Origin of the sequence: Erysipelatoclostridium sp. An173, assembly GCF_002160495.1 — a bacterium.
In the GTDB taxonomy this organism is placed as follows: Bacteria; Bacillota_I; Bacilli_A; order Erysipelotrichales; family Coprobacillaceae; genus Thomasclavelia; species Thomasclavelia merdavium.
In genome coordinates, this window is record NZ_NFKR01000009.1 from 72073 (window position 1) to 95859 (window position 23787).

Consider the following 23787-nt stretch of genomic DNA (forward strand, 5'->3'; position numbering starts at 1 on the left):
ATAATAATATTTAAGACTTGTTAGATAGTAATCAACCCAACAAGTCTTTAGTTTATCTATTAAGATTATTTATCATTCAATTCCCAGCCGTTCATCATATCACGACAATAATAAAGTATTAATAAACTAATTACTAAATTCACAATTAAACTAACATAACTTCCAAGTACTAACAATACTTGCGAATCTATACTAGTAACCACAAATGCTAAAATTATAGTACTAGGAATTGCTGCTATCATCATCAAAATTATCGTCATGATAGTCTCAAAAAAACTTGAAGAAAGATTTTTAAAAAACTTAAGTGATAAGATAGTTCCACTAATGATAATTCCTGTATATCCTAAAATAGTCATAAAATATGTTATTATAACACCTAACCCATGATGGTAATAAATGCCAACTATTAAAAAGGCAATAAACGCATAAACAAACACTTTAATAAATGTTGGTATTGTTACGGCAAGAAGCTTTTTAAAAGGATTTTCAGGAATTAAATAAATTTGATAGTTTTTCATATCTCTAGCTAATTCAGACTGTCGAATCGCTGTAAATACCCAAAGTATAACCCAGTATATAAATAATTCTAAATCAGCTTTTAAAAATATCGTAATTGCAATATATATACCTAAAGTAACAATATCATTTTTATTGATCAATTCATTTCCTTTTCTCATAATTAAGAAGTTTTTTGACAAGATAGCCCAGGCACCTTGTTTAAATTTACCAGTAATTTTGGTTTTTACTTTTTGATTACTGATTGATCTTTGATTTCCTTCTTTAGCAGCTTTCATTACTTTAGAATATTCAAAACCATCTTGTAAGGCTTGTTCATAAAAGTCACCTTGATATTTGATAAATGCATAATAAATCAAAACTGTTGTAATTAAAAGTAACAAGAAAGTTAGTAAAGTGATTAAAAAATTCTGTTCAATAAATGACACTAAAATTAATCTGATCCAGCCAAATATTGGAATGACATAAAATAAATCTGATTTAATCAAATTAAGTAATAAATTATTATAATCACCTGTTTGTAAATATACCAGTCCCACTACCACTAGGACTAGAATTATTATTATTGCTGGGATGATTTTAGAATATTTACGATATTTACGATCACCAATTGATAATACATATAAATAATCACTTAATATCAAAAAGCAAAAAAATGCTATCATAGAAACAACTGCTGTTAAAATCATAAACCCTAAACTTACAGTTACAATCGTTGAAAAGAAAACAAATATCATAAAACAAATCAAAGTTAAATACAATGATTGAGATAAATTTTGAAAAGTTAAATAGGTCATGATTTGCGTTTTAGTAAATGGTCCAGTAAATAGATAAAAGGCATCTTCACCAAAAAATAATGCTTTTCTAGATGACATAAAAGTTGAAAAAATCAAAATAGCTAAAAAACCAATGTAGATTAAAATCATAATATTTACTAAAGGATTATTTTGCATTGATGCACTAGTATTTCCAATCATTGTCCCTAATCCTAATAAATAAATTAATCCAGTGAATATAATAATAATACCAGCCGCTTTATTTTCAAACAACTCACGAATAGAACCTTTAGTTTTTAATATTTTCAATTTAATTAACGGTTTCATCTTGTTTACCATCTGTTGCTTCAAAGAAATATTCTTTTAGCGTTTCATCATGTAAATTTTCTTTACAAACATGATTAATAATTTTTCCTTTATCCATAATATAAGCTTCATCATAAATATCGTTGATAATATCAATAATATGAGTGCTAATCAAAATAGCACAACCTTGTTCTTTGAGTGTTTTAAATATTTCTAATACAGTTTCAATACTTGCAGGATCTAATCCTACCATTGGTTCATCCACTAATAAAGCTTGGGGTTTAATCATCAATGCTAATAGCATACTTAATTTTTGCTTCATTCCTTTAGATAACTCTTTAGCTAAACGATTCTTTTTTTCACTTATTTCAAACAAATCTAAATAATAATCCGCTATTTTTTGATAATTATTAATTCGGTAAGCATTACCAATAAAATCAATATGTTCTTTAACTGTTAAAACATCGTATAAAACTGGTGTTTCTGGAACATAGCCAAAACACCTTTTTGCTTCAACAGTATCGTTATAGTATCCACAAATTTTTATTTTCCCATCAAATTCTAATAAATTAGCAATACTTTTTATCGTAGTTGACTTACCAGCCCCATTAGGTCCAAGTAAAATAGTTATTTTCCCCGGCTTGGCAACTATACTAACATTATCTGCTGCTTTAAAACTATTATATCTTTTACATAAATCAATTACTTCGATCATAAAAATTCCCTCCTATTTCTATTATAAAGTAACTAACACCAACTGTATATGCAACTTAGCTATATTAATATTTATTAAGAAAATATTTTTCATAAACAAAAAAGGTAGTAATCAGCATGTTAGTGATTTGCTACCTTCATTCGATATATTATTTATCAACGCCACACTCGCGAATCGCCAAGATAAAACTTCCAATAAAACTATAATCTTGCAAATAGTCTATTTTTGTTATTTTAGGACAATAATCTTTTGGTAAATATTTAAGCAATTCATTTTTTAATTCATCTAAATCAAAAAGAACATTACAAATAACTATTAACTCAGGAGCAACTGTAACAATACATAAAAGTACTTCCTGGGTTAATAGTTCAATTGTTCCTTCAGCGGTTTTATTAAGTTCAAAACGACTTTTTGATAACTTTAATGGCATAAACTGCACTTCACCACTTAATGAGTTATTACCAACGTGTAACTGATCATTAATAATATTTCCTATCCCTGCATTAGTTCCAACTGGTTGAAATATTACTGAAATATTATGATAATTATTTTGACAAGCGTGATACCCTACAGCGACTGAGTTAACATCATTGCAAAGAATTATTTTTTGGCGATAATGTTTATTTAAAGCATCTTTAATATCAGTACCATCAACCATCCCTTCTATTTTCATAGTATCAACAATTCCATTATTTATAATTCCTGGGGTAGCAATTGCAATTGCGTCAATGTGCTTATGTTTTAACATCATTGTGTCGATAACATCACAGATATCATCAACTGTCAGATAAGTTTTAATTATTTCACCATCTTCTAGTATTTCATTATCCCGACCAAACAAACGATATCCAATATGAATTCGAACACTATTTCTAATTAAAGCCAAAGTAAGGATTTCACCATGTCTACGAGTAATTTCACCTAACGTTAAAACTTCATGTTTTTTTCTATATTCTTTAATCTGTGTTTTTTCAATCAAATTTAACATTTTACTAGTATCATATTTTGCAAAAACTCGAGTTGGTATTTTTAAAACTATTTTATTAGGAAACTGTTCTTGAACGGTGGCATGCTGGTAAGAAATTTGTGGTGCTAATAAAATAACATCATAATCTTTAGCAACTGTCGATAACTGATCAAAAGCCACCGCTTCGAACAAATAATCTTTTTGCAATATTTTAACACTTTCATTTAATTTCATCGCAAAAAAACCAGTAGTTAAACCGCCACTACAACACAATAATACTTTAGTTTTTGGTTTATTTACTAATGTTCCGATAATTTCTAACATCTCCTCAAATAATTCGAGGGCATGTTTCATATTTTTCATTTGAAAATGCAAATAAAATTCATCTTCATGACTATATGTATTTGATACTTTAAATTCAAATATTTGCTGATCATAAGCATTGATTTCACTATAACTATATGCTGTTTTAATAATAATTGTTTCATTAGTGACTGTAACCTGCATATTATTTTCATATTGATAATTTCTAATATACTGCCAAAAAATAGCAGCATTTATTTCTCTTAAAAACTCATCCATTATTATCCCACCGTTTCAATATATTTTATTATATTTGTTAAATCTCTATAAATGTTACAAGTCATTAACTGATATTTATCATCAGGATATTTCATATCTGGTATACAAATCACTCTAATTTTTGCATTGTAACCTGCCTCGATCCCAGCTTCACTATCTTCAATTACTATTGCCTCATTTTTTTGAACATTAATTTTTTTACAAGCCTTTAAAAACACATCTGGAAATGGTTTCCTCGTTTTACTTCGTCCCCAAAAACAAAAGCATCAAAATATTTTGTTAATTGATAATTATCTAAAATTGTTATTGCACGCTTTTCTACACTAGAAGTGGCCAAACAGATAGCAATTTTTTTACTAACAAGATAATCTAATAATTCTTTAACTCCTTTTTTTAATGGTACACCATCTTTATCTAGATAGTATTGCTCTCTATTTCTAAAATACTGACAAGCCTGATCAATATCAATATCTAAATCATAGAATTCTTTAAAGAAATTCATCGTTGTGATTAATTGTTTTCCCGGGCAATATTTTATATAGTCCTCTTTTGTAAATATAATATTATAAGTTTTTAAAAAATCACGATAACATTCATATGAAATATATTCACTATCAACAATTACACCATCAAAATCAAAAATAACTCCTTTAATCATTGTTTTTTCTCCCCTAACTCTATATATTAATTATAAACTATGTTTATTTTCTATCAAGAATTACTACAAAAATTTAAAATAAAGAAAAAGATTAAACCAGTAATTTTGTCTAATCTGTATAATAAAAAAACAACTATTTAAAAATCAATATATTTTAAATACATTAAACACCTAAAAATACATCATATTGAACTATTGACATTGCCCCAATTAATGGTATATTATTTGAGTACGAAAGATCTCGAGTTACCCGTTAGGGCTCGAGACTTTTATTTTTTAAGAGAATATTTATGGTAAGAGAATATAAAACATTTGAACAACAAATTGAAATTTTAAAAAATCGAAATTTGATTATAAATGATGAAACCAGGCAAAAGAAATTTTGACCATTCACAATTATTATAACGTGATAAATGGCTATAAGGAGTTATTTTGTTGTAGAGATGAAAATAATAACGAAAAATTTATAAATGGTACTACTTTCGATGAGTTATACGCACTATATTGCTTTGATAGAGAATTGCGTTCTATAATTTTTAAATACACTTTACAAATCGAAAATACATTGAGGACCTTAATTTCATATGTATTTTCTAAATATCACGGTGTTGAAAATTAAATGCGATATTCTAATTTTGATTATATAAAATATGATGCTGCATCAAAAATTAAAGTAAGCAACAGAGCTAAACATATCAATGAGTTAATTTCTAAGATTCAAATGGATCTTGCACAAGCCACTTTAAAAAAGGACTATATAAATCACTATGTAGTAAAGCATGGTTATGTTCCTTTATGGGTATTAGTTAACACCATATCTTTTTCAAGACTATCTACCTTTTATAAACTTATGAAACAAAAAGAACGTATCGAAGTTTCACAACATTGGGATATAATGGAACAAGATTTATCATCATATATTGAAGTCCTTGCTTATTTTAGAAACCTATGTGCGCATGATGATAGAATTTATAATGCCAAGTGCAAAAAATTGATTTCAAACACTCCCTACCATGAAAATTTACAAATACCTAAAAATGATAAGAATCAATACATTTGTGGTAAAAATAATATATTTTCAGTCCTAATCATATCCAAAATTTTATTACCTCCTGAAGAATTTAATACCATGTTTAATAAAATTAGTGGTAGATTAACAAGTCTATCTAAAAATTGAAAACAATACCAATATCTGAAATATATAATCAAATGGGATTATCTAAAAATTGGAATCTTATTAAAAAAATATAAAGTCCTAAGCCCACGCGGGTAACTTAGGATCAATAATATTATTATTCAAAAGGAGTAATAATATTCGTAAAAATACAAAGCATAAATTATTATAAAAAATAAATAATACATCTTTAGACATATATTATGTATTTAAATCTAGTTATAGAAACACGTTCAATAAATAAAAGAACATGTTTTATTTAGTCCTAAAATATTCTTTCAACTTTTTTTTAATTAAATTTTTTATCTTTATTAATCAGTTTAATTAATAATAGCAATACAATAAATCAATAATTTTATAACATTAAAACGTGTACCAATTTGATACACGTTTTAGCCAATATTAACTCTCTTCAATAACACCCATTAATTCTAAGATTCGATTTAAATCTTTGATGTCAGTATATTTAATTGTTAAAGCTTTATCATCCACTTTAATTTTTGTTCTAAATTTTTTACGCAATAAATCTTCAACATATTTATATTCTTTAGGCTTTTCAACTTTAGGTTGATTTTTACGAGTTTTTCCTAATTCAATTCCCTTTACAATATTTTCAACATCACGAACAGATAAATTTTCATTAATACATCTATCAGCAATACTTTCAGCTTTTTCTTTTGATAACGTAATTAAACAACGAGCATGCCCCATTGTAATTTTACCTTCAAGAACGTAGTTTTGAATTTTATCTGGTAATTGTAATAATCTAAGAGTATTAGCAATATAACTTCTAGATTTCCCAATTCTCTTACCTAATTCTTCTTGAGTAAGCTCTAGTCTTTCCATCATTTGTTGATAAGCACGAGCTTCTTCAATTGAATTTAAGTCTTCTCTTTGAATATTTTCCAACAAAGCAATTTCCATCATTTGCTGATCAGTAAAATCAACAATAATTGCAGGGATTTCTGTTAATCCAGCTATTCTCGCCGCACGACATCGTCTTTCCCCAGCAACAATTTCATATCCTTGGATAGAACTTTTTAAAATAACCGGTTGAAAAACCCCATGTTCTTTAATTGAAACCGCTAATTCTTGAAGCTTTTCTTCATCGAATAATTTTCTTGGTTGATATGGATTAGGACGAATTTCATCTAACGATACTAACACCTGTTTACTTGCAGGAGTATTATTTTCAATATCATCAATTAAAGTTGTAATATCGCCACCAAATATAGCATCTAACCCTTTACCTAAACGCTTGTTTTTAGAATTTGTATTTGTAGTTTTTTTAGTCTTTTTTGTTGTATTATTTGGCATTTCGTTTACACACCTCTTTTGCAAATTCTCGATAAGAACGGGCTCCTTCAGAATTATTATCATAATCAAAGATAGCTAATCCCTCAGATGGCGCTTCAGATAATTTAATATTTCTAGGTATAACAGTTTTATATACTTTTTCTTTAAAATACTTTCTTACTTCTTGAGAAACTTCAACCCCTAAATTAGTTCGTTGATCTAACATTGTTAAAAGGATCCCTTCAATTGTAAGCTTAGGATTAAACACACTTTGTGTTAATAATACTGTATTTAATAATTGTGTTAAACCTTCCAAAGCATAATATTCGCATTGAACTGGGATCAATACCGAATCACATGCTGTTAATGCATTAGTATTTAATAACCCTAGTGCCGGTGGACAATCAATGATTACATAATCATAATTTTTCTTCACTTTATTAAGAGCGTTTCTTAATCGTTGTTCACGCCCTGATTTTACATTAGCCAATTCTAAATCTGCACCAGCCAAATCAATACTCGCCGGTGCTACATCAAGGTTAGCAATATATGAAGGAACAATGACATCTTTCATATCACATTCTTCAACAATTATATTATAAGTTGATAATTCAATATTATCACGATCAATTCCAATCCCTTGAGTTGCATTTGCCTGAGGGTCCATATCAATAAGAAGAACACGATATTTAGTATTTGCCAAAGCTGCAGCTAAATTAATACTCGTTGTTGTCTTACCAACGCCCCCCTTTTGATTTGTAATTGCAATTATTCTTGTCATTATTTGGCCTCCTTCATTACTTCTTACCTATACTCTCTCCTAATTTTACTACTGTTTCTTTGTCATTAATAGTATTTTTAACAATATCCTCATCAATAATTGCTTGATTTTCTTTTAACAATATAACTACAGTTGAACCACCAAATTCAAAATATCCTTTTTCTTCGCCACGATAACATTGTTTTTTAGGATAATTAACAATTCTACCAACCATCATAGCTCCAACTTCCATTTGAACCATTTTACCAAAATTTTTTGATTCAATAACTGTGTAACTACGAGTATTTTGTTTATAAATAGGATAATAATCATTAGCAATTGGATTAACGGTATGAAATTTCCCGTTAATAAATTTATTTCCAATAATTTTACCATCATCAATATAATGATAACGATGATAATCGTCAACTGTCAATCTAAATACAAGCCAATAACCGTTTAAATATTCATTAGCTAATTCTTTATCTTCTAATAATTCTTCTAATGAATAACTAGTATCTTTAATAGTAACACGGCACTTATCATCGATACGATAACAACTTAATTTAGCATCTGCTGGGCTAATTAAAACATTATTATCTTTACTATAAGGTCTTTTGCCTGGTAATATTTTTCTTGTAAAAAAATCATTATAACTAGTAAATTGACGATTTTCAAATTGTGACATATCAATATTGTTTTTTTCAATAAATGATTTGATTTGCCATTTAGAAAAACGTGAATTCATATACCAGCCACCTAAATTACTTACAAACCGGCAAACAAGAATTTTTAAAGCACATCTACCAAGAAATGTGCCATAAAGTTTCTTTAAAAAATTATTTTGACTTTCCCCATTAGTTTGAATATTTCCTAAACGATCAACTACTATCATTTTACCACCATTATTTGAATCAATTCCACGATTACTAATACCCCTAAAGCCGCTAATCCTTTTGATTGCACTTTTGGAACTTTAAAATCAACAATAAACAAAATTCCGGTAATCAACATCAATGCACCATAAAGATAATCCAGACTAAATACAACATAGCGAAGTGCATAAGCCATCGGTAAGATAAATGATGATGTTGTTACTGGTAAACCTTGATAATATTTTCTTTTTTCATTTGTTTCTTTTTGACGTGTTTCCTCTTGAACATTAAAATAAGCCAATCTAATTACAGCCGCTAAAACATAGAAAATTTCAATTGCTAGCCAGCCAATAGAACTCAAGCCTACATTATATCCTAAAATTGCCGGGAAAACTCCAAAAGCAACTAAATCACATAAAGAATCTATCTGGATTCCAAAACGTTTTTCCTCTTCTGTACGATTTTTCTTACTTCGTGCTACCATTCCATCAAAAGTGTCACAAATCCCACACATTATTAAACAAATAAAAGCCCACTGATACATACCATTAAATGATAAATGGATTCCTGCCATTGCAAAAACCAGTGATAAATATGTAAGAATAACCGTATAACTATAATATCCGATCATTTTTCCTGCTCCCTAATAAAAAATTTCAACAAAAACAGTATAGCACATATTTAAATAATACGATACAAAATTAAGCTAAATTTAGGTTTCTATTATATCAAAGTTTAAATCCTAATCAACCAAAAACAGTCGATTCTACCACATTTTTATTCATATTAAAAAAGAATAGTTACTATTTAAACTCAATTATATTAACCTCAAGGAGTCATTATATCATAAAAAATATCATTTACCATCTTAGATAAAAAAATTTTATCGCTAACTTTTCATTAAAATAAGCAGTCTACTTAAAGTAAACTGCTTATCGATAATAACGACTTGGCTGATATAATACAACCTTATTTTGTTTAAGCGAAGTTTGAACATCAATAATTCTTTGATTAGATGAACCACGAAATCTAAGTTTTCGATCACTTAAATGATCAACATATGGTCCATCAACCAAAACATCGATATAAGGTAAAATCAAAACATCAAATTCTTGAATTTTTTCATATAGAAATGCTGAATATAGCCAAACTGTTCGATCAGGACATTCCTTTTTTATTCTTTTTAATAAATCAGCAACATCATAGCGATTTTCCTTTTCTAAAGGCTCACCACCTAAGATAGTAACACCATTAATATGGGGCTGATTAATCAGCTCAATTAACTCATCAGCAATCTGTTGATCAAATTCCTTCCCACCACAAAAATCCCATGTTTCAGGATTAAAGCAGTTTAAACAATGCTGATGACACCCTTGAACATACAACGAAACTCGAATACCTTCGCCATTAGCTATATCAATTTGTCTTATTTGTGCGTACCTCACAATTATTCTCCATATAAATGATTATCTAAATGAACGAAACGTTCTGCAATTTCCTGAGTTCTTCCTTGATTCCAGAAGTTATCACCTAGATATCCACATGTTCTACGACAAACATTTAATGTTTTGTGATTTCTATTGCCACAGTTTGGACAATACCATTCACGATTTTCATCTAATAAAATTTCACCGTCAAAACCACATTCTTGACAATAATCTGATTTTGTATTAATTTCAGCATATTGAATTGTTTCATACATATAATCTATCAATGCTGATAAGGCATCTAAATTTTGTGACATGTTAGTAACTTCAACATAACTGATAGCACCACCAGAAGATAATTTCTGGAATTTAGCTTCTACTTCTAATTTACTAAAGGCGTCAATATGTTCACGAACATTAACATGATATGAATTTGTTAAATAATCCTTATCAGTTACTCCTGGAACAATTCCAAAACGTTTTTTCAATGCTCTAGCAAAAGTATAAGTAGTTGATTCAGCTGGAGTACCATATAAACCAAAACCTAAACCAGTTTCTTCTTTCCAGCTATCACAAGCTTCTCTTAAACGTTCCATGATTTTTGTTGCTAATTCATTTCCTTCTTTTGAAGTATGAGTTTGACCAATTAAAGCAACAACACATTCATATAATCCAATATATCCAAGTGAGATAGTTGAATAACCATTTTCTAATAATTTATCAATTTTTTCTCCAGATTTTAATCTTGCAAGAGCTCCATAACGCCAATGAATCGGACTTACATCAGCAATTGTTCCTTTTAAGCTTTCATGACGTAATAATAATGCTTCTTTACATAATTCCAATCTTTCATCAAGAATTTTCCAGAAATTATCAAGATTGTGATCTGCAGATAAACCAGCATCAGCTAAGTTTAAAGTAACGACACCTTGGTTGAAGCGTCCATACCATTTATATTCACCATTTTCATCTTTCCATGGTGATAAAAAGCTACGGCACCCCATACAAGGGAATACTTGACCTTCATAATTTTCACGCATGATTTTAGCTGAAATAAAATCAGGCATCATTCTTTTAGCAACACATTTAACAGCTAAATCAGTTAAATAACGATATTTACTGTCTTGAGGAACATTATTATCATCTAATACATATAATAGCTTTGGAAAAGCTGGTGTTACATATGCCCCAACTGGGTTTTTCATTCCTACATAGCGTTGTCTAAGTGTTTCTTCAATTAACATTGCTGTTTCTTCAATATATTCGGGTTCTTCTTTTAAATACATAAAGACAGATAAAAATGGTGCTTGTCCATTAGTTGTTGAAAAAGTATTGATTTGATATTGAATTGTTTGAATACCAGCTTTGATTTCATCTTTTAATCTAGATTTAGCTATTTTTTCAATTTGTTCATCGCTATAATCAATACCAATCATTTTACCTTCATTGATAACGTTCTTTTTATGTTTTTCATAACTAATTCTTACATATGGTGATAAGTGCGCTAATGAGATTGTTTGCCCACCATATTGCCCGTTTGCTACTTGTTGGACTATTTGAGTAGCTACCGTACAAGCAGTTTGTAATGATTTTGGTGTTTCAATTAATTTATCATTTATTACTGTACCTTGAGCGAACATATCTTTTAAATTAACTAAGTCGCAATTATGCATTTTTTGAATATAGTAATCCATATCATGGAAATGAATGATTCCATCATCATGAGCTTGAACGATTTTTGGTGGTAATAACAATCTTCGACAATAATCTTTTGAAAACTCACCAGCAATCAAATCTCTTTGAGTAGCTAAAACGGTCGCATCTTTATTAGAATTCTCTTCCATAGCTTCTTTATTAGTTTGATTTACGATGCCATAAATTTCATTATCGATAGTGTTGGTTTCTCGTTGAAACTCTCTAACTTTTCGATATCCTTCATAAGCTTTAGCAGTTAAGATCTGCCCTTTTTCAATTAATTTTTCGAACACTTGTCCTTCAATACGATAAATTGAAATATCACCATCGCTATAGCGATGCCATTCTTCAATTTCTCTTGCAATATCTTTAGCACATTGTTCATCAATAATTCCACTACCGCATTTCATTGCTTTTAAAATAGCGTTTTCTATTTTTGTTGCATCAAAATCAACAGTGTGGCCGTTTCTTTTTATTACTCTCATCATGTTCCCTCCTAAAATTACAAATCCTATCTTATCATTAAAAAAATCATTTTGATAATGATATGCACCTTTACTTAGAAATTTTTTAACCAAAACTTAATCCAATCTATAACATAAATAAAAAATTTAAACCTCAACAAATCCCAACTATAACATATTATCTTGTTTAAATCACTACTTTTTTATATTTAATTTTTCTTACCATCTTAAAGTATATCCTTTTAAAAACAGGTTAAACTAACTTTATAAATAATTAAGTAATACTTAATTATTGTTTAGAAACCTTTAATTTCATTAATAACTCACTATGTTAAAATAGAATCATGAAAAAATTAATTATTATTATATCTTTAATCCTTTTTACTGCTTGTAGCAATACTAATCATAGTAATGCTATTCATCAAGATCTATTCGATCAAATTGATATAAACAGTTATCAAAACATTATGATCGTTGCCCATCCTGATGATGAAACAATCTGGGGCGGTATGCATCTTATCAAGGATAAATATTTAGTAATCTGTTTAACTAATGGTGACAATAAAACTCGTGCTAAGGAGTTTAATGATGTAATTAAACAAACTAAGGGTACGGGAATTATTCTTGACTATCCTGATAAAACAAACGGTAAACGGGACGATTGGAAAAACTCACAAAAAAATATTAAAAACGATCTTAACTATTTGTTACAAAAACAGACATTTTCAAAAATTGTAACTCATAACCCTAGTGGTGAATATGGTCATCAGCATCATAAAATGACTAGTTCTATTGTTACAAATATTGCCAAAGAATTAAACAAAACTAATTGTTTATATTATTTTGGAAAATATTACAAAAAAACTAGTCCAATGTTGTCAATGAAACCTACTTTTAATGAAGAATTGTTGAAACAAAAAAATCAATTACTCTCAATATATTCGTCGCAAGATAAAGTTTGTCAGCATTTACAACATATGAATGCATACGAGAATTGGATTAGTTACCAGGAATGGTACTAATCCTTTTTACTTTTACAAAAATATTTACTATACTTATTTAAAGGAGGATTTTTATGAAGATCGAAAAAATAACTAACAGTCATATTATTCAATCTATCAACAATTCATTTCCTGCTCTTTTTTTAGCTTTAAATCTAGCTTCAATTTGTCTATTAATAAATAATTTCTCTTCATCTTTACTTGCTAGTAAAATATGTTTGTTGATTATTACTCTCCTACCTTGTTTTATAGCAGTTGTATTAAGTTTCTATCTAACTAATAGAATTGAATATTGTCTATTTGCTTTTATCATCTTAATTATCACTAAACAAAACAACATCATTAGTGCCTATCTTATCGCTATAGTATTATATTATCTAAACTATATTTTTGAAAAATATTTGCTTAATTATCATTTTATTAAAGATTTACCAAAATTTGTTGAGGATTCAGTTAAAAAGATTATCTTAATATTAAGCTTTATTGTAATCACTTTTATCGCCTTACAAATCAAAATAAACTTAGATTGGCTATCTTTATTCGATTTACCGATCACTTGTATCCTAATCATTTTTCTTTACTGCCTGCTTTTTTATTTTGGTTATCATCCAGCTTTATTATTAGCTTTTCTTGGTCCGATTCAATTATTATTTTTAAGCGAAAATATTCAGGCCGCTTTACTTAATTTACCATTAGAACATTTATTCACTCATGGAACGATGTCAGCTTTTGCAAATATGTCTGGTACTGGGGTTACTATTGGTATTGTCTTATTATCAAAAAAATTAGCTCCTAGCAGTTTAAAAGCAGCCTGGTTTGGTGTAAATGAAAATGTTATTTTTGGCTTGCCAGTAACAAAAAACAAAAAAGCTTTTTTACCATTTGTTATTGGTGGCACGATCCTTGGCAGTTTCCCATTTGCTTTAATGGCATTAGGCTATTTAAACAAGCCTATTTTTGATGCCCCATATCTAGGTATTTTTATTGAGGGCTTTTTAGTTAACTTTGATTATCGAAGCATCATTGTTAATCTGATCCAAATTGGTGGATCATTACTATTTTGGAAATTTTTATATAGGGAGAATTAAACATGAAATATAACTTTGATCAACTAGTCAATCGAAAAAATACTTACAGCAGCCAATGGGATTATATCGCTGATCGATTTGGTCGTGATGATATTTTACCCTTTTCTATCTCGGATACTGATTTTATCATCCCTAAACCAGTTACAAATGCTTTAAAAGAAGCTACCAAAATGGAAATTTTTGGTTATACGCGTTGGAATCACGATGACTTTAAAAATGCAATTTGTAATTATTTTAAAAAACATTTTAATACTTTAATTAATCCTGACTGGATCATTTATAGTCCATCGGTTATGTATAGTTTATCATTATTAATGTCTTTGCTTACTAACCCAAACGACTATGTTGCGACCTTTTCACCAATGTACCCTGATTTTGAAGATGCGATTATTAATCATCATTTACAGCCAGTTCGTATTAAATTAAATAATAATGGCGGTTATTATACCATCGATTTTAAAGCCGTAGAAGACGCTTTTAAAAAATGTAAAGTCTTTTTACTATGTTCACCTCATAATCCTACTGGACGAGTTTGGGACAAAGATGAATTATTAAAAATAATTGAATTAGCTAAAAAATATGATGTAAAAATCATCTCTGATGAAATACATATGGACATCGTTTATCATAAAACGCATTATCCAATTGTTTCTTTTTTAGATCAATATTCACAATTATATCTAGTCTCTTCTGGTTCTAAAACCTACAATTATCCAAGTCTTGGTGGTAGTTATGCTTTTATTAGTGATCCTGAGATTAAAAATAACTTTTTAACAATAACTAAACATCGTGATTTTGTAAACTCAGCTAATTATATGGGGATGATGGCATTGATTAGTTCCTACAATGAAGCCAACGATTATCGCCAACAGCTAGTTGCCTACTTAAATGAAAATATGAACATAATTGAAGAATATATTAATAATAATTGTTCACCATTAAAATTTATCAAACCAGAAGCAACTTACTTGGCCTGGATCGACTGTCGCCAATTACCATTTAACAGCAAACAGCTACAACATGCCCTAGTAAACATTGGTAAAGTGGGAATTATGCCTGGCAATACTTATTTTGAAGATGGTTATTTAAGAATGTGCGTTGGCTGTAGTAAAGATAAATTATTAGAAGGCTTAAAGCGATTAAAAATAAGTATTGATTACTTAAACTATAATAAATAAAGCGCTTACTTTTATCATTGAAATAAACATGTTAAAATAGCTAAAAATTATATTAATGAGGGGATAGACATGAAAAAATATTGTGGTAAATGTGGTGCTAAATTAAATAAGAAGGGATTATGTCCTAATTGTGATAAACAAGCAATAAGTAAATCAAAGCAAAAATTAAAAAAGTACACAATCCGATTTCTAATATCTTTTTTAGTACTCGTAATATTATTTACGGGAATCACTAGTACTTTAGTTTATTTTGGCATTATTGATTTTCCGATTATTAGTGATGTCATGGAAAAAATGGGCTTAATTGATCATAAAAATAATCAAGAAGACGATAGTACATCTAATTTTGTTTGTTTAGATGGTTCTTTTAGTGATGTTGCTATCAAAGATGAAACATCAGCATTAAATGCTATTAATGATGTTAAAGAACAACTTGGAATTCAGGATGTTCAAGATGAATTAAATAATTGTCAAATAGAAAATATTTTAGAAAATAATTATTATCGTTTTTATCAAGAATACGATGATATTCCTGTCTATGGCCGAACAGTTACCATTAGTGCTAATAGTCAAGGAGATTGCTTAATGCTATCTGGTAATTATTTAAACCTTGGTGATTTAGATACTAGTGTTGACTTTTCTAAAGATGATGCTTTTAATAGTATGAAAGAACAATTTGGAAGTGAAACATTCATTACTAGTGAAGGATTAGTTATATATTCTTTAGATAAACAAGAACCCGAAATTGCCTGGAAAATAAATGTTATAAATGAGGACGTCAATGAACAGTGTTTTGTTTCTGCAAAATCCGGTGATATTCTTGCTGAACTTTCAATGGCTTATGGTGAAGATGTTTCAGGAAATGGTCTTGATATAGATGGTCAAAATCAAAACTTTACAACTGAACAAATTGATGGTTCTTATCGAATGCGCGATAATCAAAAAGATATTCGGGTATTTAATGCTAATAACTCAACTCTTGTTCCTGAAATAGTAATCGTTGATGAAAACAATAAAATTTATACCTCTAAAGATAAAAAATATTATGATGAAGATAACAACGAAGTAACAATTACCGGTGATAACTATAGTTTCGAAATCAAAGATAAAGATGGCAAAGTCATTGCTACTAAAGGTGAATATGCAGTTAGATTAACTACTAAAAATATATTCACGACAGTAACCGAAGTAACTTCCAATTCCACAACCTGGGATAATCCTAAAGCTGTTACTTTGATGTCCCGCGTAAGTACTAATTACGACTTTTGGAAAGAAAACTATAACCGGGTTAGTTTTAATGGCAAAAATGGTGTGGTTCTTGCCGTTTATGATGATTTTTTAGGAGTAAACTGGTTAGTGGGTGATACTACTAATGCCTATTCATGGGGAGCTAGTCAATTACCTTTGACAGTTCTTACCTTTGGTTCTGATAATACTTTAGATTATGATGTTATTTCTCATGAATATACTCATTCAGTGGAACGATGTATCAGCAATCTAAATTATTTAGGCGAATCAGGAGCTTTAATGGAAGCTTATAGTGATATCTTTGGCGAAATCGTTGAAGATTGGGCCGATGATCGACTTTTTAACGGTACTTGCGATTGGATCAATCCATATCGTGATATAGTTGATCCAAATTCTAATGATGATCCTGATAGCTATTTAGGCAAATATTGGGTGGATGTTGTTGACACTAATAATGATAAAGGTGGTGTTCATACTAATAATACCGTTATTTCTCATGCTGCTTATTTAATGTCTATTGGCATTGAAGATAATTCACAAATATATAGTAGTTTAAGTACTAAAGATATTGCTGATTTATTTTATAGTGCTATGCCTCATATGAGTTCTAATTGTACATTTCAGCAATTTAAACAAATTATCATAAATTGTGCTTTACAAATGTATGAACAAGAAAACCTATCAAATAAACAGGTTTTAACTATCAAAGAAGCTTTTAACCAAGTTGGCTTATCTAGCGAAACAACAACATATACTGTTACTGAAAATTTTGATCTTTGTGTTTATGATATCGATAATGAACTTTATGATAATTATTCATTAAAAATCGAGGAAGTAGACATAACAAATCTGCCACAAGGACCAAGTGCAAAACCTAATACTAAAGAAGTCGATACAGTAACTATCAGTGATGATAAACCATACTCACTTTCATTAGAACCTGGTATTTATTATTTTACAATAACTGATTTAACTGATGATAGCCAGACTCAAAGGTTTTATGTAACTGTTTCTTCTAGTGGCAGTGATACTATAAATGTTATCACCCAATTTAAAAAGGTAACCGATGATAAAAAACAAACTGATACTACCAATATTCCTGAAAATGCGGTTGAATTTAATGGTCATTATTATTATTTATATGAACTTGATGATATAGATAATGGGCAAGAAGCTAGTGTATATTGTAAAAACCAAGGTGGTTATCTTGCAACAATTACATCTGCTCAAGAAAATGAATTTTTATACAATTATCTTACTGGTCAAGATTTTGAAAGTGCTTATTTTGGTTTATCTGATTATAATCAAGAAGGTAAGTGGGAATGGATAAATGGTGAAGAAGTTTCTTACACCAATTGGCATCCTGGTGAACCAAATAGTGAAAATAAAAATGAAGATTATGCTATGTTCTATTATAAATATTCTGATGGAACATGGAATGATGGTGATTTTGGTCATCAAACTGTTAATAGTAATGCTGCTTTTATTTGTGAATGGGGTGACTATGAAGGTACAAGCCAAGATAGCACCAATGTAAATGAACGAGAAATAGTCTTAGTTTTAGATACTTCTAATAGTATGACCGGTTCTCCACTTAGAGAAACAAAAAAAGCTGCTAATAAATTTATTGAAACAGTCTTAAAAGAAGATGCTGGTATCGGTTTAGTTACATATAATAGTAATGCCAATATAATTTCTGATTTCTCTGTGGATTATGATAATTTAGAAGAAAACGTTGATTCTCTAGATTGTAATGGTAATACTAATATTGGTGACGGTCTAGAACAGGCTTATGACATGCTTGAAAATAGCAATGCTGAAACCAAGATCATTGTGTTAATGAGTGATGGAGTCCCTAATGTTGGAAAAGAAGGTAACGCCTTAATCTCATATGCCGATCAAATAAAAGATTCTGATATTTTAATTTACACACTTGGCTTCTTTGAAAAAATGGATGATAAAAGCGAAGCCCAAGAATTAATGGAAGGAATTGCTAGTGAAGGCTGTCACTATGAAGTAGCCAATAGCGACGATCTAGTATTTTTCTTTGATGATGTTGCTGATCAAATCAACGGTCAAAGATATATCTATATTAGAATTGCTTGTCCTGTTGATGTTACTGTTAGTTATGATGGTGAAACATTGAGCTCAAAAGAAAGTGATTTAAATACTCGAACTAAGTTTGGTGTATTAAGCTTTGAAGATAATGGCACCGCCAATCAAACTAAAATTTTACGATTAAAAGAAGAGCAGGCTTATGATATTAAAATCAATGGCACTGATCAAGGTACAATGAATTATACTATTGGCTTTATGGATGAAGAAGGTAACTACAGTGACTTTAGAGAATTTGAAAATATTGAAATTACTAATCAGACTGTAATTGACACTAAAGCCGAAGTCAGTGATACAACAGTCATCAATGTTGATGAAGATGGCGATGGTAATTATGATTTAAGATATCAGGCAGCAGCCAATGAAAGTGGTTCTATTGTTGAAAACAATTCCTGGCTTGATTTGATTTTTATCTTAACTATTGTTGTTTTCTTAGGTGGTATTATTGGTTACTGGTATTTAAAAAAACATAAAAAATAATTTTGTTTAAATAATCTTATATTTCACGAAGAAAATGGTAGTTCACGAAAAAAGCATTTACTTCAGATTTTTTCTAGTATAATGTAATTATCAAGGTAATATGGATCCAACAATTAATGAAATACCATGGTAATCACAATTTTTAAGGAGATGAAATTTTATAAAAAAAAGATTATTATCATTATTTAGTGTATTTTTCTTACTAGTTTCTTTATTCAGTGTAAATATTAATAATATACATGCAAAAGAAAGCTCAGTAATTCAGCCAAGATTACCTTTATGTACGAGTTGTTTTAAGGGTACAGTCACAACCACTAAGAAATTAGTAAACAAATCGTATGAAATGGAAGGAAGTATAAATTGTATACATGGAAAACCTAAAGGGTATGATTATATATATTATGATACATACCAATATACTCAAACGTGTTCAAACTGTGGTTATTTAGTATCATATCCTGGAAAACAAGCCAGATACGAATGTCATGGAGTATGGTAATATTTTATAATTTATATAAGTATTTATTCAGTAATTGTTTATTAATCAGTAATTATTTATTTTTTGGTTGTATTAAAAAGGAAATTTGTTGGATCAAACCTCAAATTTCCTTTTGCTTTTTATAGGGAGGGAGAAGGATGCGATTAGATAATATCAACAAAACATATCATAATAAATTAAATGACGTTCACGTTTTAAAAGATTTAAATTTTACTTTAAATACTGTTGGTTTGACATTTATTATCGGTAAAAGCGGCAGTGGTAAAACAACATTATTAAACATCTTAGCTAAACGTGATCAAGATTATACCGGTACTATGATATTAGAAGGAAATGTTGAATATGTTGAACAGGAATATAATCTGATGGAAAGTCTAAGTGTTTTTGATAATCTGTTTATGCTATCCAAAGATAAAAAAATGATAGACTTGAAATTAAGGCAGTTTGGCTTGTTTGAACATAAGGATAAAAAAGTAAAGAAATTATCAACTGGTCAAAAGAAAAGAGTACAGGTGTTAAAGTGTCTATTAAGTCAGCCGGATTTACTGATCTGTGATGAACCGACAGCCGCATTAGATGCAGCTAACAGTAAGCTGGTCATGGAGGCATTAAAAGAAGCAGGAAAAAATATTCCAGTGTTAATAGTAAGTCATGATATGACTTTATGCAATCAGTATGCCAGTCGAATCTGTAAACTGGAAAATGGATATATAAGTGAAGATAAGATTATCAGTGAACAAAAAGAATATCATTTAAAGCAGTCTAGAAAAATTAAGCGACCAGTAAAAGAATATCTGTATCTGATTAAAAAAATGATAATCTCAAGACCGGGAGACAGTCTGATAAAAGCAGTGATAATGAGTCTATTGATATTTTCTTTATATGCCGGGATCAATTTTTTCAGTTCAGTATCAGGAAAGAGTGATGCCAAATATAAATGGACAGCAGGGGAAAATCTGTTAATAACAATCGGTAATGAAGAAAATAAAAGCGATGAAAATAAAACAACTGCGTCTTATCGAGTTGTTGAACCAATATATTCCACATATGATTTTTATACCAAGCAGGATGTTCAAAATGTATTGAATGAAGTAGATGAAGTAATAGGATATCGAGCAGGATGGGATACAGGTATTTATGATTGGTCAAATTATCTACCTAGGTATACATATGATGAAGCTGAGAAAGTATTAGAAACAGCAGATCCGAAACGACCAAGTACTCAAATACTGATTGATTTTGCTGAAACATATAAAGATACTGCAAAAAGAAATGAAGGAATAATTGCTTATTTTTATTATTATGATGGTTTTAAAGATTGCAGAGGTTACTATCCAGATGATTTAATAGGTACTTCTATTTACTTTAATAATTTATTTTATCTAGATACAGTAGTTTATCAGATGAAAAATGATTATCAGTTTTCATTGTTGTATGGCAATCAGATGAAAAGCGATGATGAAATAATCATATCATTAACAGTAGCTGATAAACTATTGGAAAATGAATCAGTATCCAGCTATGAAGATTTGATTGGTGAAGAATTAGACTTGGTTGATGGTTCATGGGGTCCTTATGAATGTATAAAAAATTATGGAACATGCAGGCTGGGGTATGACAAGGAAAGCCATAATACCTACAAAATAGCAGGGATAACAGATCATAAAAATAATTATGAAAATCAGGTGTATCTAAGAAATGGTGTTTATGATAAGTGGATCGAGGAAAATTATCAAATGAATCTGGAATACTTAGAATATCAGTATGCTTATTATCTAATCGATCCAGAAAGCAATAGTGATGAAATAAGCATTAAAATTGATGAAATATCAGCTAGTACAGACAGTCATTATGTAAGTTATGCAAGCAATGATAAAAGCTCTCAGGAATATAATAATCCGATACTATACTGGGGAATCAGTATGATAATGATTATATTAGTAATAATGGTAATGATTGGTTATGAGGTATTAAGTAATCGAAGATTGAAAAAAGAAGGACAGATAATCAAGGAAGATGGATATAAAGTAAAGCGAATAACATTTATGTTAGAAGGGATAAGTATAATAACAGGAGTAATAGTCTGGCTGATATTATTACAGCCACTGATTGAAAAGATCAATGAAATAGCATTTAGATATGAATATAGTGAAATACTGACATTTAATTTAAGTGACTTTGGAATCAGTATAATATTGGCGATTATTATAATGTTATTGATAAAGGGAATAAGCTATGAAATACGGATTAGAAGGAATTAAAAAGAGTTTTGGCAGACAAACAGTATTCGATGGACTTGATTTTGATTTTTCTAAGTGTGGATTGTATCTGATTAAAGGTGAAAGTGGTAGTGGTAAAACAACATTATTGAATATTATTGCTGGATATGAAGATTTTGACGGTGGTAAAAGAGTAATAAAAAAAGGAACTAAGATTGCTTATATTTTTCAAACTTATGAGCTGATTAATAATTTGACGGTAGCTGAAAATATTGATCTGTTTGAAAATCTTTATCATATAACTTTTGATAAAAAACAGGAGATTATCGAAATTTTAGGTTTACAAGATATTATGGATCATTATCCTGATGAATGTTCTAGTGGTCAAAAACAGCGTATTGGAATTGCTCGAGCCTTAATGATGGATCCAGAAATCATCATTTGTGATGAACCGACTGAATCTTTAGATATGGAAAATAAACAAAATGTAATGGAACTTTTAACGACGCTTGCAAAAGAAAAGATAGTTTTGTTAGCAAGTCATGAAACAGAACTGATTGAAAAATATCAACCGGCTGTTTATGAAATAATTGATAAAAAACTCCAAAGCAATGATGAAATAGACAATGAAGTAGTAGAAGCTAAAGATGTTTTGTTGCCTAAACCAGATCAAAAATATTTAAAAAAGATAATCAGAAAAGTTCTACATCACAGTTCGATAGTTCAGCTATTTATTATTCTAGTAATTGCTTTAACAGCTTTAGTTTCATTGCAAACCTATTTTACAATTTTTAAACCGATAGAATCATTAGAAATTTTAAACAGTTATGAAATATATATTGAAGTTACTAATGATGATGAAGAAAATCCGGTCAGGGTTCCTGGTGAAAGAATCGTTAAGTTTGATAATATTATTCTTGATGGACGTAAATATCGGATAAATGTAGTACCTATAGTTACCAACAATGAAGAATTAGAATTTTATGGTCAAAAGGAAATAAACGGTAATGAGATTATAATCAATCAAAATGTTGCTAAAATCTTAATGGATAGTCAGGGCGTATCAAAAGAAAAACTGATTGGTCAGGAAATGAATTTAAGTTATAAAATTGATTTCTTTAGTAATGAAGATACTTTTGAGATTGCGGGAATTGTCTATGAAGATGATGTTCAAAATGTATTACAGGTATATTATTCAAATGATTATTTCAAACAGACTCGTAGTATTAGTGAAGATATGGATTATTATGTTTATCATAGTGATTCTAAAAATATCGAAAATGATTATTACCGGTTTTCAAAAAATACACAGTTAGAAACTACGAATTTATTTGTTGAAAATATCGAAAGAATTAATAATGAGATGGGAATTTTTGAATTAGTATTTAAAGCTGTAGTAATTGTAATTTTTACAACCTTGCTTATTTATACGATTTATTCTTTGAAAAAACAATGGCGACAAGTATCAGGAAATTTAGCGATTATAGCCAGTTGTTTAGTACCACTGTCAAAGATTAAAAGCAGTTATATAAAAGAAAAGTTCAAAGAGTTAATTATTATTGATATTGTTTTAATGGGTGAAAGTTTACTTTATTTATTGTTGATAGGAAATCGAGGAATTGAAATTAATGCTGGTGTTATTATAGTATTGAATATTATTTATCTGGTAATGCTTTTAATAAATATAAGAAGTATTAAAGATTATGAAATTGCTACGATCTTAAAAGATGATAAAGATAATTAAAAAA

15 protein-coding genes and 2 pseudogenes are annotated in these 23787 nt (G+C 29.0%); 7 read left to right on the forward strand and 10 right to left on the reverse strand.

What is annotated here, in order from left to right:
• Positions 1-65: 65 nt before the first annotated feature.
• The 4 genes and pseudogenes from B5F09_RS05900 to B5F09_RS05920 all read right to left on the reverse strand — a co-directional run bounded on the left by B5F09_RS05900 (position 66) and on the right by B5F09_RS05920 (position 4520).
• Positions 66-1619: a putative ABC exporter domain-containing protein gene (locus B5F09_RS05900; protein WP_239404267.1), complete on the reverse strand. Its 1554-nt coding sequence runs from the start codon at positions 1617-1619 to the stop codon at positions 66-68.
• Positions 1603-2313, reverse strand: a complete 711-nt coding sequence (locus B5F09_RS05905; RefSeq protein WP_087372551.1) for an ABC transporter ATP-binding protein — start codon at positions 2311-2313, stop codon at positions 1603-1605. The genes B5F09_RS05900 and B5F09_RS05905 overlap by 17 nt, the downstream gene beginning before the upstream one ends.
• A gap of 148 nt (positions 2314-2461) precedes the next feature.
• Positions 2462-3862: an ROK family protein gene (locus tag B5F09_RS05910; protein WP_087372554.1), complete on the reverse strand. Its 1401-nt coding sequence runs from the start codon at positions 3860-3862 to the stop codon at positions 2462-2464.
• Positions 3863-3864: 2 nt separating this feature from the next.
• A pseudogene (locus B5F09_RS05920) lies at positions 3865-4520 on the reverse strand (HAD family hydrolase).
• A gap of 382 nt (positions 4521-4902) precedes the next feature.
• Here B5F09_RS05920 and B5F09_RS05930 point away from each other — a divergent pair.
• Positions 4903-5697: pseudogene (locus B5F09_RS05930) on the forward strand (Abi family protein).
• A 399-nt stretch (positions 5698-6096) separates the two neighbouring features.
• Here the strand turns inward: B5F09_RS05930 and B5F09_RS05935 are convergent.
• From B5F09_RS05935 to nrdD, 6 genes are all read right to left on the reverse strand, one after another.
• Positions 6097-7011 carry a ParB/RepB/Spo0J family partition protein gene (locus tag B5F09_RS05935; RefSeq protein WP_204215239.1) on the reverse strand — a complete coding sequence of 305 codons (915 nt, stop codon included), beginning with the start codon at positions 7009-7011 and terminating at the stop codon, positions 6097-6099.
• Positions 7001-7771, reverse strand: coding sequence for a ParA family protein (locus tag B5F09_RS05940; RefSeq protein ID WP_087298650.1), 771 nt, complete (start codon positions 7769-7771; stop codon positions 7001-7003). Before B5F09_RS05940 ends, B5F09_RS05935 begins: the two co-directional genes overlap by 11 nt.
• A 16-nt stretch (positions 7772-7787) precedes the next feature.
• Complete coding sequence (locus tag B5F09_RS05945; protein ID WP_087372570.1) at positions 7788-8645, reverse strand: phosphatidylserine decarboxylase; 858 nt, start codon at positions 8643-8645, stop codon at positions 7788-7790.
• Complete coding sequence (locus tag B5F09_RS05950) at positions 8642-9256, reverse strand: phosphatidylcholine/phosphatidylserine synthase (protein ID WP_087298652.1); 615 nt, start codon at positions 9254-9256, stop codon at positions 8642-8644. Before B5F09_RS05950 ends, B5F09_RS05945 begins: the two co-directional genes overlap by 4 nt.
• A gap of 301 nt (positions 9257-9557) precedes the next feature.
• Positions 9558-10070 carry an anaerobic ribonucleoside-triphosphate reductase activating protein gene (nrdG, locus tag B5F09_RS05955; protein WP_087372573.1) on the reverse strand — a complete coding sequence of 171 codons (513 nt, stop codon included), beginning with the start codon at positions 10068-10070 and terminating at the stop codon, positions 9558-9560.
• Between the two features lie 2 nt (positions 10071-10072).
• A complete protein-coding gene (nrdD, locus tag B5F09_RS05960) occupies positions 10073-12232 on the reverse strand; it encodes an anaerobic ribonucleoside-triphosphate reductase (protein ID WP_087298654.1) in 2160 nt (719 codons plus the stop codon).
• A 323-nt stretch (positions 12233-12555) separates the two neighbouring features.
• On the opposite strand from nrdD, the gene B5F09_RS05965 reads away from it, so the two are divergent.
• From B5F09_RS05965 to B5F09_RS05990, 6 genes are all read left to right on the forward strand, one after another.
• Positions 12556-13233 (forward strand): PIG-L family deacetylase, encoded by a 678-nt coding sequence (locus tag B5F09_RS05965; RefSeq protein ID WP_087372576.1) that lies wholly within the window; start codon positions 12556-12558, stop codon positions 13231-13233.
• Between the two features lie 53 nt (positions 13234-13286).
• The gene (locus B5F09_RS05970) at positions 13287-14300 is read left to right on the forward strand and encodes a PTS transporter subunit EIIC (RefSeq protein ID WP_087372579.1); all 1014 of its coding nucleotides are present in this window, start codon (positions 13287-13289) and stop codon (positions 14298-14300) included.
• 2 nt (positions 14301-14302) lie between these two features.
• On the forward strand, positions 14303-15478 hold the full coding sequence (locus B5F09_RS05975; protein WP_087372582.1) for a MalY/PatB family protein: 1176 nt from the start codon (positions 14303-14305) through the stop codon (positions 15476-15478).
• A 69-nt stretch (positions 15479-15547) separates the two neighbouring features.
• The gene (locus B5F09_RS05980) at positions 15548-19321 is read left to right on the forward strand and encodes a M4 family metallopeptidase (RefSeq protein ID WP_087372585.1); all 3774 of its coding nucleotides are present in this window, start codon (positions 15548-15550) and stop codon (positions 19319-19321) included.
• 636 nt (positions 19322-19957) lie between these two features.
• Positions 19958-22081, forward strand: a complete 2124-nt coding sequence (locus tag B5F09_RS05985) for an ATP-binding cassette domain-containing protein (protein ID WP_087372588.1) — start codon at positions 19958-19960, stop codon at positions 22079-22081.
• Positions 22056-23783 (forward strand): ABC transporter ATP-binding protein, encoded by a 1728-nt coding sequence (locus tag B5F09_RS05990; RefSeq protein ID WP_087372591.1) that lies wholly within the window; start codon positions 22056-22058, stop codon positions 23781-23783. The genes B5F09_RS05985 and B5F09_RS05990 overlap by 26 nt, the downstream gene beginning before the upstream one ends.
• The last annotated feature ends 4 nt before the right edge of the window (positions 23784-23787 follow it).

What these genes read in the sequence shown, in the direction of transcription:
- B5F09_RS05905 (WP_087372551.1), bottom strand. Translation starts at nt 2,313, where the DNA reads ATGATCGAAGTAATTGATTTATGTAAAAGATATAATAGTTTTAAAGCA.
- B5F09_RS05970 (WP_087372579.1), top strand. Translation starts at nt 13,287, where the DNA reads ATGAAGATCGAAAAAATAACTAACAGTCATATTATTCAATCTATCAAC.
- B5F09_RS05965 (WP_087372576.1), top strand. Translation starts at nt 12,556, where the DNA reads ATGAAAAAATTAATTATTATTATATCTTTAATCCTTTTTACTGCTTGT.
- B5F09_RS05980 (WP_087372585.1), top strand. Translation starts at nt 15,548, where the DNA reads ATGAAAAAATATTGTGGTAAATGTGGTGCTAAATTAAATAAGAAGGGA.
- B5F09_RS05945 (WP_087372570.1), bottom strand. Translation starts at nt 8,645, where the DNA reads ATGATAGTAGTTGATCGTTTAGGAAATATTCAAACTAATGGGGAAAGT.
- B5F09_RS05985 (WP_087372588.1), top strand. Translation starts at nt 19,958, where the DNA reads ATGCGATTAGATAATATCAACAAAACATATCATAATAAATTAAATGAC.
- B5F09_RS05975 (WP_087372582.1), top strand. Translation starts at nt 14,303, where the DNA reads ATGAAATATAACTTTGATCAACTAGTCAATCGAAAAAATACTTACAGC.
- B5F09_RS05910 (WP_087372554.1), bottom strand. Translation starts at nt 3,862, where the DNA reads ATGGATGAGTTTTTAAGAGAAATAAATGCTGCTATTTTTTGGCAGTAT.
- B5F09_RS05990 (WP_087372591.1), top strand. Translation starts at nt 22,056, where the DNA reads ATGAAATACGGATTAGAAGGAATTAAAAAGAGTTTTGGCAGACAAACA.
- B5F09_RS05950 (WP_087298652.1), bottom strand. Translation starts at nt 9,256, where the DNA reads ATGATCGGATATTATAGTTATACGGTTATTCTTACATATTTATCACTG.
- B5F09_RS05940 (WP_087298650.1), bottom strand. Translation starts at nt 7,771, where the DNA reads ATGACAAGAATAATTGCAATTACAAATCAAAAGGGGGGCGTTGGTAAG.
- B5F09_RS05900 (WP_239404267.1), bottom strand. Translation starts at nt 1,619, where the DNA reads ATGAAACCGTTAATTAAATTGAAAATATTAAAAACTAAAGGTTCTATT.
- nrdD (WP_087298654.1), bottom strand. Translation starts at nt 12,232, where the DNA reads ATGAGAGTAATAAAAAGAAACGGCCACACTGTTGATTTTGATGCAACA.
- B5F09_RS05935 (WP_204215239.1), bottom strand. Translation starts at nt 7,011, where the DNA reads ATGCCAAATAATACAACAAAAAAGACTAAAAAAACTACAAATACAAAT.